The sequence below is a fragment of the Azospirillum sp. TSO22-1 genome, from assembly GCF_003116015.1.
In the GTDB taxonomy this organism is placed as follows: domain Bacteria; phylum Pseudomonadota; class Alphaproteobacteria; order Azospirillales; family Azospirillaceae; genus Azospirillum.
The window spans coordinates 15,638-29,569 of the sequence record NZ_LGQZ01000073.1 but is presented as its reverse complement, the minus strand read 5'-3'; the positions used below and the strand labels follow the sequence as shown (position 1 = coordinate 29,569).

At 70.9% G+C, this 13,932-nt stretch carries 13 protein-coding genes; 11 read left to right on the top strand and 2 right to left on the bottom strand.

Translation table 11 applies throughout. The features are described from left to right. The first annotated feature begins 150 nt into the window (after window positions 1-150). Genes TSO221_RS18980 through TSO221_RS18970 form a run of 3 tightly spaced genes read left to right on the top strand, consistent with a single transcriptional unit; the run spans window position 151 to window position 2,980 of the window. A complete protein-coding gene (locus TSO221_RS18980) occupies window positions 151-1,368 on the top strand; it encodes an O-antigen ligase family protein (protein ID WP_247878128.1) in 1,218 nt (405 codons plus the stop codon). Then, entirely contained in the window at window positions 1,365-2,279 is a 915-nt protein-coding gene (locus TSO221_RS18975) for a glycosyltransferase family 9 protein (RefSeq protein WP_109120088.1), read from the top strand. The genes TSO221_RS18980 and TSO221_RS18975 overlap by 4 nt, the downstream gene beginning before the upstream one ends. 53 nt (window positions 2,280-2,332) lie before the next feature. Then, on the top strand, window positions 2,333-2,980 hold the full coding sequence (locus TSO221_RS18970; RefSeq protein WP_109120087.1) for a c-type cytochrome: 648 nt from the start codon (window positions 2,333-2,335) through the stop codon (window positions 2,978-2,980). 59 nt (window positions 2,981-3,039) lie between these two features. Here TSO221_RS18970 and TSO221_RS18965 read toward each other — a convergent pair whose 3' ends face one another. Continuing rightward, a complete protein-coding gene (locus tag TSO221_RS18965) occupies window positions 3,040-3,444 on the bottom strand; it encodes a DUF3574 domain-containing protein (RefSeq protein ID WP_158284139.1) in 405 nt (134 codons plus the stop codon). Window positions 3,445-3,824: 380 nt separating this feature from the next. Between TSO221_RS18965 and TSO221_RS18960 the strand changes: the two genes are divergently transcribed. The 3 genes from TSO221_RS18960 to TSO221_RS18950 all read left to right on the top strand — a co-directional run bounded on the left by TSO221_RS18960 (window position 3,825) and on the right by TSO221_RS18950 (window position 9,749). Next, window positions 3,825-4,379 (top strand): DUF2934 domain-containing protein, encoded by a 555-nt coding sequence (locus tag TSO221_RS18960; RefSeq protein WP_109120085.1) that lies wholly within the window; start codon window positions 3,825-3,827, stop codon window positions 4,377-4,379. A gap of 188 nt (window positions 4,380-4,567) precedes the next feature. After that, entirely contained in the window at window positions 4,568-6,436 is a 1,869-nt protein-coding gene (gene ilvD, locus TSO221_RS18955; RefSeq protein WP_109120084.1) for a dihydroxy-acid dehydratase, read from the top strand. 295 nt (window positions 6,437-6,731) lie between these two features. Then, window positions 6,732-9,749 carry an adenylate/guanylate cyclase domain-containing protein gene (locus TSO221_RS18950; RefSeq protein ID WP_158284138.1) on the top strand — a complete coding sequence of 1,006 codons (3,018 nt, stop codon included), beginning with the start codon at window positions 6,732-6,734 and terminating at the stop codon, window positions 9,747-9,749. A gap of 28 nt (window positions 9,750-9,777) precedes the next feature. On the opposite strand, the gene TSO221_RS18945 is transcribed toward TSO221_RS18950, so the two are convergent. Beyond that, entirely contained in the window at window positions 9,778-10,068 is a 291-nt protein-coding gene (locus TSO221_RS18945) for a ribbon-helix-helix domain-containing protein (protein ID WP_109120082.1), read from the bottom strand. Window positions 10,069-10,239: 171 nt separating this feature from the next. Here TSO221_RS18945 and TSO221_RS18940 point away from each other — a divergent pair, with 171 nt between their 5' ends. The 5 genes from TSO221_RS18940 to TSO221_RS18920 all read left to right on the top strand — a co-directional run bounded on the left by TSO221_RS18940 (window position 10,240) and on the right by TSO221_RS18920 (window position 13,853). Further along, window positions 10,240-10,431 (top strand): hypothetical protein, encoded by a 192-nt coding sequence (locus TSO221_RS18940; protein WP_109120081.1) that lies wholly within the window; start codon window positions 10,240-10,242, stop codon window positions 10,429-10,431. Between the two features lie 133 nt (window positions 10,432-10,564). Then, a complete protein-coding gene (locus TSO221_RS18935) occupies window positions 10,565-11,818 on the top strand; it encodes a YcaO-like family protein (RefSeq protein ID WP_109120080.1) in 1,254 nt (417 codons plus the stop codon). Further along, the gene (locus TSO221_RS18930; protein WP_109120079.1) at window positions 11,815-12,555 is read left to right on the top strand and encodes a TfuA-like protein; all 741 of its coding nucleotides are present in this window, start codon (window positions 11,815-11,817) and stop codon (window positions 12,553-12,555) included. Before TSO221_RS18935 ends, TSO221_RS18930 begins: the two co-directional genes overlap by 4 nt. 92 nt (window positions 12,556-12,647) lie before the next feature. Continuing rightward, on the top strand, window positions 12,648-13,373 hold the full coding sequence (locus TSO221_RS18925; protein WP_109120078.1) for a Crp/Fnr family transcriptional regulator: 726 nt from the start codon (window positions 12,648-12,650) through the stop codon (window positions 13,371-13,373). A 177-nt stretch (window positions 13,374-13,550) separates the two neighbouring features. Then, entirely contained in the window at window positions 13,551-13,853 is a 303-nt protein-coding gene (locus tag TSO221_RS18920) for a ribbon-helix-helix domain-containing protein (RefSeq protein ID WP_247878127.1), read from the top strand. Window positions 13,854-13,932: the final 79 nt, after the last annotated feature.

Genomic DNA, 13,932 nt, shown 5'->3' with positions numbered 1-13,932 from the left:
GGTCGCCCGCAAGTCGGGCGACCGCGCTCCGCCTACGATCGCCTTCGGCGCTCGTTGCCTACGGCACCGGCTCCACGCCCCCCGCGGAGCGTGGGGAGGGCTTGTGTTTCCCCCCGCCCTCCTGTTAAGCCGCATGCCATGCTGGCTCCCATGGCGCGACGCGACGCGCTGTCCGACACGATCCTGTCCTACCCCTTCGCCGCAGCCGTCGCCCTGCTTGGGCCGCTGGCCGGGCTGGTGCCGCGCGGGCTGCCGGTGTGGGCGCTGACGCTGATGGTGCTGTCCGGCGTGCTGCTGGCCCGCGGCGGCGCGCCGGCGCGGCTGCGCCCGGAGCGGTGGACGAGCGCCGCGGTGCTGGCCTTCCTGGCGCTCGCCGCCGCCAGCGCCGCCTGGAGCCCGTCCGGGCGCGCCGCGCTGACCGTGGTGGAGATCGGCTACATCGCGCTGTCCGCCACGCTGGCCGGGGCCTGCATCGCCGACCTGCCGGAGGACGCGGCGCGCCGGCTGGGCTGGCTGTTCGTCGGCGGGCTGCTGACCGGCATCCTGATCTTTTCGGTGGAGAACGCGCTCGACCACCCGCTGCACCGCTGGGTGAACGGCAAGGCGGCCGACGACCTCTCGGTGACCGAGGGCAACGTGCCGAAGCGTGCCGCGGCGCTGCTGGCGCTGCTGGTGTGGCCGGCGGCGCTGGTGCTGCGGCGGCACGGGATGCGGTGGATCGCCCCGGCGCTGCCGCTGGGCTATGCGATGCTCAGCCTCTTGCAACCGAGCCGCTCGGCCATCGTCGGCGTCGGCCTCGGGCTGGCGGTGTTCCTCGCGGCGCAGCGCTGGGCGTCGGCGACGCGGCGGGCGCTGGCGGCGGCGCTGGCCGCCGCCTTTGCGGGCGCCATCCCGGCGGCGTGGCTGTTCGAGCGGGTGCTCGACCTCGATCATGCGCCGTGGCTGTTCCGCTCGGCGCAGCACCGCGTCGAGATCTGGTGGCGCGCCGCCGGGCGGGCGCTGGAGACGCCGCTGCTCGGCCAGGGAATCGACGCCTCGCGGGCGCTGAAGCCGATGGGCGAGACCTCGCAGTTCGACCCGCTGACCGAGAGCCTGCTGCCGCTGCACCCGCACAACGCCTTCCTCCAGGTGTGGCTGGAGCTGGGCGCGGCGGGCGCGGCGCTGGCGCTGGCCATCGCGCTGCTGGTGCTGGCCGGGACGGCCCGGCTGGAGCGCGACGACCAGCCCTACGCGCTGGCCTCCTTCACCGCGGCGCTGGCCATGGTGTCCACGGCGTACGGCATCTGGCAGGCGTGGTGGATGGCCGGCATGCTGGCCGCCGGGCTGATGCTGGTGCTGGCCACCCGGGTGCCGCGGAGCGGGCGATGAGCGGCGGGCGCATCCTCGTCATCAAGCTCGGCGCCTTCGGCGACTTCTTCCTGGCGCAGACCGCGTTCGAGGCGATCCGCCGCCACCACGCCGGCGACCGGCTGACGCTGCTGACCATCCCGCAGCTCGCCCCGCTGGCGCGGATGAGCGGCCTGTTCGACGCGGTGTGGGAGGATCCTCGCTCCATCGCGTCCTACGTCACCGTGCCCCGGATGATCCGCGGCGGGTGGTTCGACCGGGTCTACGACCTGCAGTGCACCGGGCGCACCGACCGGTACTTCTGGCTGCTGTTTCCCGGCCCCTGGCCGGAGTGGTCGGGCACCGCGCGCTTCGCCTCGCACGACGATTCCTACCCGAAGCGCCGCAAGGTGCCGGTGCTGCAACGCTACGAGCGCCAGCTGCGCCCGTTCGGCATCACGCCGGCGCCGCACCCCGATCTATCCTGGTTGGACGCCGACGTGGGCCGCTTCGGGCTGGACGGCGATTACGCGCTGTTGATCCCCGGTTCCTCGGCCGGGCGGCCGGACAAGCGCTGGCCGCGCTATCCGGAGCTGGCGCGGGCGCTGGCGGAGCGCGGCGTGCGGCCGGTGGTGCTCGGCACCGCAATCGAGAAGGACCTCGCCACCGCGATCACCGCCGCCTGCCCCGCCGCGCTGGACCTGACGGAGCGGACCGGCATTGCCGAGATCGGCGCGCTGGCGCGGCGCGCCTGGGCGGCGGTGGGCAACGACACCGGGCCGACGCATCTGGTGGCGGCGGTGGGCGGGCCGACGGTGGCGCTGTTCTCCGACGCCTCCAACCCGATCCACGCCAGCGGCCGGCGCGTGGTGCTGCACCACCGCCCCGCCTTCGACGCTATGGACGTGGAGGGGGTGCTGGAGGCCATCGGGAGGGCGCGGGCGCTGGCATAGCCCTTGCTTGGGTGTGGTCAACGAGAAAGACCGCTCACCCAAGGACGCCTCCCATGTTCCGCAAGACGCTTCTGACCGTTCTGTCCGTTGCCGGCCTTCTGATGGCCACCGGCGCGTCGGCGGCCGACCCCGCGGCGCAGCAGGGCCAGGCCATCGCCAGGGAAGGCCTGAAGCCGAACGTGGCCGCCTGCGACAACTGCCACAACTCCGGCACCGGGCCGTTCCCGCTGCTGGCCGGGCAGCGCAAGGACTACATCGCCCGCCAGCTCAAGGACTTCCGCACCGGCAAGCGCGAGCACGCGATGATGACCCCCATCGCCAAGGCGCTGAGCGACGCGCAGAGCGAGGCGGTGGCGACATTCTATTCCGCGCAGCCGGTGCGCAAGGCCCCCGGCCCGGGTGCGGCCATGGATCTGCTGGAGCGCGGCGCCGAGCTGGCGGTGCTGGGCGAGGCCGTGACGTCGTGCGACACCTGCCACGGCAAGGGCGGCGACGGCAGCAACGACATCGTGGCGCTGGCCGGCCAGAATCCGGCCTACATCACCGCGCAGATCCAGGCCTTCCGCGACGGCAAGCGCGGCAACGACAACCTGAGCATGATGCGCAACGTCGCCGCCAAGCTGAAGGACGCCGACATCAAGGCGGTCGCCGCCTTCTACCGCGAGGTCCAGGATCTCGTCGTCGAGCTGCCGCAGGACTGATCCGGACGGTTTCCCGCTTCCCGCCGCCGGGAAGCCATTCCAGGAATCTGCAACGGCGTTCAGTCGAATCCGGTGCAGGCGGGCTGGTCGAGGCGGCCGACGCCCCACTGGTCGAAGCGCCGCTTGTACGCCTCCACCACCTCGGTGATCGCCCGCATCTCGGCGGGCGTGCCCTGGTGGGCGGTGACCACCACCTTGCTGCGCTCGGACGCGGCGCTGCCGTCCTTCTCGCGGTAGAGACCCAGGCCGTCGGTCACCGTCAGCCCGGACAGCCCGGGAACCGCCGTGTCGGCCAGGAAGGCGCGCCACTCTGCTTCGCCAATGTCGGGGGCGTTGCGGCGCGCGGTGCCGAAGAACAGCGTGGTCGCCACGCCGGGCTTCAACCCTTCCGGACACGCCGCGGCACACCCCGACAGCAGCAGCAGCGACAGCGCGGCGAAACGCCGCAGAGACGACCGGACCACCACCACACGCACTCCCGATTCCCGTCCGTGATACGTCCCTGGATAGCACGGAACCGCGCCCCCGGGAGCCCGTTGCCAAGCCGAAGGCGGCACGCACCGGAAGGGACACTGTTCAGGACGCCCGCGTCACCGCGTTGCCCGCCGCATCGCCTTCATGTCCAGCCGCTCCGCCCGCACTGGGTTCCGCCGCGGCGATCGGCGAATTCACCGAATGCGGTGCCTCACCCGGGGTATCGGCAATGTTTGCCAAGGATTTGTCACGTCTATGACTTGGCACCATGCAACCTGGGCACCACTTCGGCGTTGAAGGCGGGAACCCGTTCGCGACCCGCCGAATATCCGATGGGGGCGCCGAACGGTTCGGCAGTTGGGAGGAGTCGATGCAGGACGACCGCGAAGACCGTATCCGCCAGCGCGCACACGAGATCTGGGAGCGCGAGGGGCAGCCGGAAGGCAAGCACGACGAGCACTGGGCCCGCGCCGCCGCCGAGATCAATGCGGAGGATGGCGGCAAAAAGAAGGGTGGCGCCAAGGGCGGCGCCGGCAAGGCCAAGACGGCGACCACCAAGACGGCGACCACCAAGACAGGTACTGCCAAGACCGGCGCCACCAAGGCCGAAAGCGCGAAGGCCGGCGCGGCGAATTCCGAGACCGCCAAGGGCGGTGGCGAGGCGGCGAAGACGAACGGCTCGTCGGCCAAGACGAACGGTTCCACCTCGAAGACCACGACGCGCGCCAAGACCGCGGCCGGCGCCGATAGCACCCGCGCCGCGGCGGAGAACCTGTCGGCGGTGGCCGGCGGCCGCGCCGAGAAAACCGGCGGCCGGACCCGCAAGGCCGCGGCGGGCGCCGAGGCCGGGGCCACGGTGTCGCCCGGCGCCACCGCGCGCGGCCGCACGTCGCGGGCGGCGAAGAAGGACGCCACCAGCACCTGAGCGCGGCTTCCCGACCCCCGTCCAGCGGCCCCCGGCGCGCAGCGGGGGGCTGCCGGGCGACCGCCGCATGGGTCGGGGAATCTCGGCGCTTGGAATCTTCACCCTCGGATTGCTAGTGTTGCGGCCCATTTTGTTGCCCGCAGGCCCCAACGGTCTTTTCGCAATCGTCTTTTTCGAGGGTGTACCCGATGCCGCACTACCGCTCCCGCACGTCCACGCACGGCCGCAACATGGCGGGTGCGCGCGGCCTCTGGCGCGCCACCGGCATGAAGGACGGCGACTTCGGCAAGCCGATCATCGCCATCGCCAACTCCTTCACGCAGTTCGTGCCCGGCCACGTCCACCTGAAGGACCTCGGCCAGCTGGTCGCCCGCGAGATCGAGAAGGCCGGCGGCATCGCCAAGGAATTCAACACCATCGCCATCGACGACGGCATCGCCATGGGCCACGACGGCATGCTGTACAGCCTGCCGTCCCGCGAGCTGATCGCCGACGCGGTGGAGTACATGGTGAACGGCCACTGCGCCGACGCGCTGGTGTGCATCTCCAACTGCGACAAGATCACCCCGGGCATGCTGATGGCCGCCATGCGCCTCAACATCCCGGCGGTGTTCGTCTCCGGCGGGCCGATGGAGGCCGGCAAGGTCAACTGGCGCGGCAAGACCAAGGCGGTGGACCTCATCGACGCCATGGTCGCCGCCGCCGACCCGACCGTGTCCGATGAAGAGGCCACGGAGATGGAGCGCAACTCCTGCCCGACCTGCGGCTCGTGCTCGGGCATGTTCACCGCCAACTCGATGAACTGCCTGACCGAGGCGCTGGGCCTGTCGCTGCCGGGCAACGGCACCATCCTCGCCACCCACGCCGACCGCAAGGAGCTGTTCCTCGCCGCCGGCCGCGTCGCGGTGGAACTGTGCAAGCGCTGGTACGAGCAGGAAGACCCGACGGCGCTCCCCCGCGGCATCGCCACCTTCGAGGCGTTCGAGAACGCCATGACGCTGGACATCGCCATGGGCGGCTCGACCAACACGGTGCTGCACCTGCTGGCCGCCGCGCAGGAGGGAGAGGTGCCCTTCACCATGCAGGACATCGACCGGCTGTCGCGCCGCGTGCCGAACGTCTGCAAGGTCGCCCCGGCGGTGTCGGACGTGCACATCGAGGACGTGCACCGCGCCGGCGGCATCATGGGCATCCTGGGCGAGCTGGACCGCGGCGGCCTGCTGAACCGCACTGTGGCCACCGTGCACGCCAAGACGCTGGGCGACGCCATCGACCGCTGGGACGTCAAGCGCACCACGGACGAGGCCACCCACACCCTGTTCAAGGCGGCTCCCGGCGGCATCCCGACCATCGTGCCGTTCAGCCAGTCGAAGCGCTGGCCGGAGCTGGATCTCGACCGCGAGAAGGGCGTGATCCGCGAGGTGGAGCATGCGCACTCGAAGGACGGCGGGCTGGCCGTGCTGTTCGGCAACATCGCCGAGCGCGGCTGCATCGTGAAGACCGCCGGCGTCGACGCCTCGATCCTCAAGTTCTCCGGCCCGGCCCGCGTGTTCGAGAGCCAGGACGCCGCGGTCGACGCCATCCTCGGCGACCGGATCGTCGCCGGCGACGTGGTGGTGATCCGCTACGAAGGCCCGCGCGGCGGCCCCGGCATGCAGGAGATGCTGTACCCGACCAGCTACCTGAAGTCGAAGGGCCTGGGCAAGGCGTGCGCGCTGGTCACCGACGGCCGCTTCTCGGGCGGCACGTCCGGCCTGTCCATCGGCCACGCCTCGCCGGAGGCGGCGCAGGGCGGCGCCATCGGTCTCGTCGAGGAGGGCGACCGCATCGAGATCGACATCCCCAACCGCACCATCACGCTGGCGGTGTCGGACGAGGAACTGACGCGCCGCCGCGACGCCGAGAACGCCAAGGGGGCGAACGCCTGGAAGCCGTCGGCGCCGCGCACGCGCGTCGTCACCCCGGCGCTGCGCGCCTACGCCGCGCTGACCACCAGCGCCGACCGCGGCGCGGTGCGCGACGTCTCCCAGGTGGAGAACGTTGCGGTACAACGCTGAGGCGATTAGCCGCACGACGATACAGCCGGGACGGTCCGCCGTCCCGGCTTTTTTTGTGCTCCCGCCCCGAGTCCCTGCCGGGCAACCGCCCGCAGCGCCACGTATTGCGGAAAAGCGGCAAATTTTATTCTCTTGGAAATTGCACCTGCATACAACTGTATGCGCGCATCCCCCGTCCGGCAGCAAAGATTCCCGGCTGGAACACTTCGATCTCTACAAACCGCCGCCTGCATGCAGTAATATGTTTTTGCAGTGCCGTGGGCGCGGAGTCGGGTCCGTCCGGCTGGGAGATGGGATGATGGCCAGCAAGGCCGAACAGCAGGCGATGCGGAGAACCGGGGCCGAGCGCAAGCTCGTGTCCGTGATGTTCGCCGACATCGTCGGCTCGTCGGCCATGGTCTCCGGCCGCGATCCGGAGGACGCCGACCGCGCGCTGCGCGCGGTGCTGGCGGTGCTGACCGGCGCCGTCGAGCGGTACAAAGGCACCATCGGGCAGATGCTGGGTGACGGCGTGCTCGCCATCTTCGGCGCGCCGCACGCGCTGGAGGAGCACGCGTTGCGCGCCTGCCTCGCCGCGCAGGACATCCGCACCGCCGCCCTGGCGCCGGGCTCCGGGTTCGCCGTACGCATCGGGATTGCGTCGGGCGAGGTGCTGGCCCAGGTCATCGAGCACGGGGTGTGGAGCGATTACCGCACGGTCGGGGAGTGCGTCCACCTCGCCGCCAAGCTGCAGCAGAAGGCCGAGCCGAACAGCGTCCTGCTCAGCCACGACACGGTGGAACTGGTCCCGGCCGGCCTGACGGTGCAGCCCGCCGGCCAGCTGCGCCTGTCGGCGGAGACGGAGCCCTATCCGGCGTTCGCGCTGGCCAGCGTGCGCGCCGGCCGGCGCACCGCAGCCGACCTGATGACCGCCGCCACCGGCCCGTTCGTCGGCCGGCAGCGCGAGCGCGAGACGCTGCTCGCCGCCTACGAGGCGGCCGGCGACGGCTTCGGCACCGTGGTGCTGCTGTCGGGCGAGGCCGGCATCGGCAAGTCGCGGCTGGTCGGCGAGACGTTGCGCATGCTGCCCGACGACGGGCACGCCCTGCTGCAATGGCCGCAGGCGCCGATCCGCCGACTCGGCGCGCCGGAGGATCTGGAGCAGGTGGCGGCCGGCCTGCTGCCGCTCGCCGGCGGCCACGACCCGCTGTGCGCCGCGGCGGAGCGAACCGCCGGCCCGCTCGCCCGGGCCGCCGTGCGCGACCTGCTCGGCCTGCCGGTCGCCGACCGGGTGTGGACCGGGCTGCAGCCGGCTGAACAGCTGTCCACCGCCATCGACGCCCTGGCCGGGGCGATCGTCGCACTGGGGCAGGAACGGACCATCCTGATCCTGGTCGAGGACGTGCACTGGGCGAGTCCGGTGATGCGGCGGCTGCTGGACGCGGTCACGCGCGCCCTGACCGGGGCGGCGCGGATCCTGTTCATCGCCACCGCGCGTCCGGAGAGCGGATCGGCGTGGACCCCGGAGGACGAGGCGCTGTCGATCCGCCTCGACCCGCTGCCGCCGGAGCCGACACAGGAATACCTGAACCGTTGGCTGGGCACCGCCCCGTCGCTGCACCGCATCAAGGGCGTGCTCATCGCCCGCAGCCAGGGCGTGCCGCTGTACCTGGAGGAGTCGCTGCGCGCGCTGGAGACCGCCGGGGCCATCGTCGGCGTTCCGGGCCGTTTCCAGCCGGGCACGGACGTCGGGCGGATCGACCTGCCCGCGTCGGTGCACGGGCTGCTGGCCGCGCGGATCGATTCGCTGAACGAGGAGCTGCGCCGCACCCTGCTGACCGCCGCGGTGATCGGGCCGTCCTTCGACGTCGCCCTGCTGCGCCGCCAGGGCACGCTGAGCGAGGCGGAGCTGTCGCGCCAACTCGCCGAACTGGAGGGCGGCGCGTTCGTCCGCCGCTCGCGCCTGCTGCCGAACCTGGAATACAGCTTCCGCCACGGCCTGGTCCAGGAGGTGGCGTACGCCACCATCACCCGCGGCGACCGCCGCCTCCTGCACGCCCAGGTGCTGGAGGCGCTGTGCGAGCGCCGCGACCACGACTTGCCCGGCCGTATCGAGCTGATGGCGCATCACGCCTTCCAGGCGGAGATCTGGCCGGCCGCCTACGCCTACGGCCGCGTTGCCGGCCGCCGTGCCGAACAGCGCTCCAAGCTGGAGGAGGCCAGCCGGCATTACGGAAACGCGCTGGCCGCCATCGACCAGATGCCCGACACCCGCCGCAACACCCTGCGCCGGATCGACATGTCCATCGCGCTGCCGCGGGCGCTGCTGCCGCGCGGCGTGACCGGCGTGAACGATCATCTGACACATGCCAGACATCTGGCGCTCGCGATCGGTGATCGCGCCCGCTTCGCCCAAACGTGTTCGGTGCACGCTGCCTTCGAGTGGGCGCACGGCGACATCGACAACGCCATACGCCTGAGCCGCGAAGGCATCGACAAGCTTGGGAACGCCGGCTGCGTTGACACCCGCGTCCAACTGCTCTGCCGCCTGGGCGGCGCCCTCACCGAAAAGGGCTTCTTCCCCGAAGCCACCAGCGTGCTCGATGAGGCGGCGCGGCTGATCGATACCGAGCACGTTTCCAGACGTCACGGCATGGCCATCGCCGCCAGCGTGGGTGTTCAGAGCATTCTCGCCCGCATCCATGCCGAAACCGGGAATGCCGCCGCGGCGCTCAAAGCCGGCACCGAGGCCGTGGAGACCGCGGAGGAAAGCGGCCACGCCCTGTCGAAGGTCTATGCCAACGAGTTCTTCGGCTGGGCTCTCCTGCTGCTGGGAGAGGCGGAACGCAGTGTGCCCGCCCTGGAAAGCGCCCTCAATCTGTGTGAACTGACGCGCTCGCGCCTGCACATGCCGCTGGTCATGGGCGCACTGGGCTACGCGCGCGTGCTGCTGGGCGAGGAGGCGCGGGGGCTGGAACTGCTCGACCAGGGACTGAACAGCTTCCGGCAACAGGGGACGAAGCACCGTGCCGAGGTGGCCCGCATATGGCGCGCCGAAGCACTGATCCGGCTTGGCCGTCCTCTCGAGGCGCTGGATGAGGCGGAACGCGCCCTCCAGCTCGCACGGGCGACCGGACGGCTCGCGCACGAAGCACGCGCCTCGTTCGCCCTGGCGGAGGCGGCCTGGGCCGCCGGCTGCTACGATGCCGCAGCGGCCGAGGCCCTGCGGAACGCGCACACCCTCGCGCAACGGCTTTCGATGGCGCCGCTGGCCGATCTGTGCGCGAACGGATTCGGCAAAGGCACCCGCGCGCGCAGCGCCGCCCGCCCGTGAGGCGACGGGCGGGACGCGGTCGCGCGGATCAGAGACTGCCGGCCTTACGGTAATAGCCCAGCACGAACGTCCGGATGGCGGTGGACAGGTCCACTTCCGAAGGCTTCGAGGCATCCAGTTCGCCACACAGTTCCGCCACCGGCCGACCCTCGCGCCGCGCCGCTTCGTCGAGCCCCTCCCACACCGAGGTTTCAAGCGAAAGCCGGGCCTGGCCGTCGGTCAGAGCCAGCGTGCGCTCCAGAAGGATCGGCCCCGAGACGAGCGAGAACAGGTCGGCAAGCCGCGATGCGCCGGCATAGGACTTTCTTTCCAACTGCATGACGGAACCTCCTTGGCGGCGCAGGTGCCGCGTATCCCCGTTTTGATAGCCGCGCGGGGATCGTTCATGCAGTGAAGGATTTCACAGTCCGAAAGCACGCCTGGGTCCACAGTTGCCGCACAGTCACTCGCCGAAATCACAAATCACCCAACCAGAGCAAAGGAAACAACGATGAACGCGATTTCCCAGGCTTCCATGATCCGTGGCGCCGACGGCCGTCTGTACGCCGTGAACGCCCGTGGCGTCACCGCCGTCGCCGAGCCCGGCAACGCCGTCCGCTCGTCGCTGCGCATCGGCGACAAGGCCGCGTTCGACACCGCCGACCACGAGGCGTCGCGCGATTTCGTCTCCCCGGGCATGTGATCGCCGGGAGATTTCCCGCGTTCTTCGGGTCCGCGGCGGCCGGCCTTCACCCGGCCCGCCGCCGCGGCCCGCCCGCACGTCCGACACCCTCCCGGCCGGCCACCGCTCCGGCCAACGCCCTGGGTAGACCACGATGCCCCTCGACGAGATCGCCTCCCCGTCCGTCGCCGACACGGCCAAGGGCCACACCGCCGGCACGCACCGCATCGTCCCGCCGGAGCAGACGCTGGCCCGCGTCGCCCCCTATCTGCCCGTCATGGGCATCACCCGCGTCGCCAACGTTACCGGGCTCGACACCGTCGGCATCCCGGTGGTCATGGTGACCCGCCCCAATTCCCGCTCCGTCGCCGTGTCGCAGGGCAAGGGCGTCACGCTGGCCGCCGCCAAGGCGTCGGGCGTGATGGAATCCATCGAGTCCTACCACGCCGAGCGCATCACCCTGCCGCTGAAGTACGCCAGCTACGAAGAGCTGCGCTGGACGCACCGGGTGTGCGACGTGTGGCGGCTGCCGCGCCTGTCCACCAGCCGCTTCACCCCCGACACGCCGCTGATGTGGATCGAAGGCACCGACCTGATGAGCGGCGAGCCCACCTGGGTGCCGTTCGAGATGGTGCACCTCAACTACACCCTGCCGCTGCCGCCCGGCCACGGCTGCTTCGTCGCCAGCTCGAACGGCCTGGCGTCCGGCAACCACCGGCTGGAGGCGACGGCCCACGCGGTGGGCGAACTGATCGAGCGCGACGCCTCCACCCTGTGGCGCCTGCAGGACGGCGACGCGCAGGAGGCGACGCGCATCGACCTGTCCACCGTGACCGACCCGCACTGCCGCGGCCTGCTCGACCGGCTGGACCGCGCCGGCGTGGATGTCGGCGTGTGGGAGATGACCAGCGACGTCGGCATCCCCGTCTTCATCGCCCGCATCGTGCCGCGCGAGGACTCGCCGCAGCACACCGTCCGCCCGGCGGTCGGCAAGGGCTGCCACACCGCCCGCGAGGTGGCGCTGAGCCGCGCCCTGACCGAGGCGGCGCAGAGCCGGCTGACCTTCATCGCCGGTGCGCGCGACGACATGTCCCGCGCCGAGTACCTGAAGCACCTGGACAGCGCGCTGCACGCCCGCTGGAAGGAGCGCATCGGCGCCGGCGCCGGCGGGCGCGACTTCGCCACCTGCCCGACCTCGTCCGGCCGCACCATCGAGGACGACATCAACCACCAGCTTGCCCGCCTCAAGGCCGTTGGCGTCGAGGAAGCGGTGGCGGTGGACCTGACCAAGCCGGAGTTCGGCATCCCCGTGGTCCGCGTGGTGATCCCCGGCCTGGAAGGCATCGACGAATCCCCCGACTACCTGCTGGGCCTGCGGGCGCAGCGCGTTCTGGAGCCCCGGTCATGAGCGACGTGTACGTCTTTCTCGGCCCCACCATGCCGCGCGACGACGCGGCGCGCGAGCTGGACGCCGTCTTCCTGCCCCCGGTGGCGCAGGGCGACGTGATCCGCGTGGCCGAGCGCAAGCCCGCCGCCATCGGCATCATCGACGGCTTCTTCGAATGCGTGCCGGCGGTCTGGCACAAGGAGATCCTGTTCGCCATCCGCCAGGGCATCCCGGTGTTCGGCGCCTCCAGCATGGGCGCGCTGCGTGCGGCCGAGTTGCACCCGTTCGGGATGATCGGCGTGGGATCCATCTTCGAGGCCTACCGCGACGGCCGCCTGGAGGACGACGACGAGGTCGCCATCCAGCACGGCCCGGCCGAGCTGGGCTATCCCATGCTGTCCGAGGCGATGGTCAACATCCGCCGCACCCTGGCCGACGCCGAGGCCGAGGGCGTGCTGTCCCCCGACGTCACCAACGCGCTGGAGTCCATCGCCAAGGAGCTGCCCTACCGCGAGCGCGGCTACGGCCGCGTGCTGCGGCTGGCCGGCGGGATGGGCGTCGATGCCCAGGAACTCGCCCGCTTCAAGGGCTGGCTGCCGGCCGGCCGCGTCGATCAGAAGCGCGAGGACGCCCGGCTGATGCTGCGCACCGTGCGCCGCTTCCTCGGCCAGGAGGTGGCGCTGCCCGAGCCGCGCTTCCACTTCGAACACACCGCGCTGTTCGACCGCGCGGTGCGCGAAGCTGTCCACGTGGCCTGACCCGCTCCGTGCATCGCATGCCGCATTCCACTACCGGGCATACTCCCGTATACGTTAACGGGTTGGGCGACGGTGCGGGAGCGAGGCAGCCGATGCGGGGCGAGGGTGCGATCGACGTGGCGGAGGTGCTTCGCCGCAACCAGCTGCTGAGCGCGCTCGACCAGCGCGAGATGGCGGAGTTGGTCGGCCTCGGCCACCTCGTGCAGTACGACCCCGACGCGCTGATCTTCGACAAGGGCGACCCCGGCGACTGCCTGTACGCCATCCTCAAGGGGCAGGTGGGCATCCACACCTCGTCCGAGGACGGCAAGATGATGATCCTGAACTTCCTCGACCCCGGGGAGGTGCTGGGGGAGATCGCGCTGATCGACGGCAAGCCGCGCACCGCCGGCGCCACCGCACAGCGCCCGACCGAGCTGTTCCGCATCGACCGCGCCGCCTTCATCCCCTTCCTGGAGCGCCATCCGCGCCTGGCGATCCGCCTGCTGGGCGTGCTGTGCGAGCGGCTGCGCTGGGTCAGCGAGAACATCGAGGACGCGGTGTTCCACGACGTGCCGCGCCGGCTCGCGAAGAAGCTGCTGCAACTCGCCGAGTCCTACGGCCAGCCGACTCCGGCGGGGCTGCGCATCACCCAGGCGGTGTCGCAGGAGAACCTGGCCAGCATGCTCGGCGTCACCCGCGAGATGGTCAACAAGAGCCTCAAGGCCCTGAAGACCGCCAACGCCATCACCTACACCAAGGGATTCCTGATCCTCACCAAGGTGGATCTGGTGCGCGACATGGCCGGTGAGGCCGCACGCTCGCAGGACAAACTTTAGAATGACGAGAATCTGATTCCCTTCGCAGCCGAAAAGTTTTATCCCCACAGCAGGCTGCAATCACGCTATAGTGTGGCCGATACCCCCCTATCCCGCCACACAGGGGATGAAGGACGTATGCCTGAACGCGGATCGCCGACGCAACACGCCGCCAATCCCCAGGGGATCAGCCCTCTGGTGAGCCGTTCCGTCACCATCGCCGGCCAGAGCAGCCAGATCCGGATCGAGCCGTCCTACTGGGAGGCCCTGGAGGAGATCAGCCGCCGCGAAGGCCTCGACATCAACGAACTGTGCACCGACCTGAAGGAGCGGCTGGACATCCAGAACCGCCGCAACGACGCCGGGGTGTCCCTGGCGAACGCGGTGCGCGTGTTCGTCGTCGGCTATTTCCGGCAGGCCGCCACCGAAGCCGGCCACAGCCGCGCCGGCCACGGCCGCGGCGAGCCGCTGCTCAGCACCCCCTTCAGCCGCCAGGGCTGACCTCCGGTCGAGCACGACCCGGCATATCCCTTTGGTCATATTTGCGACCTGAGGGCTATGCCGACCAGGATGGCTTTGT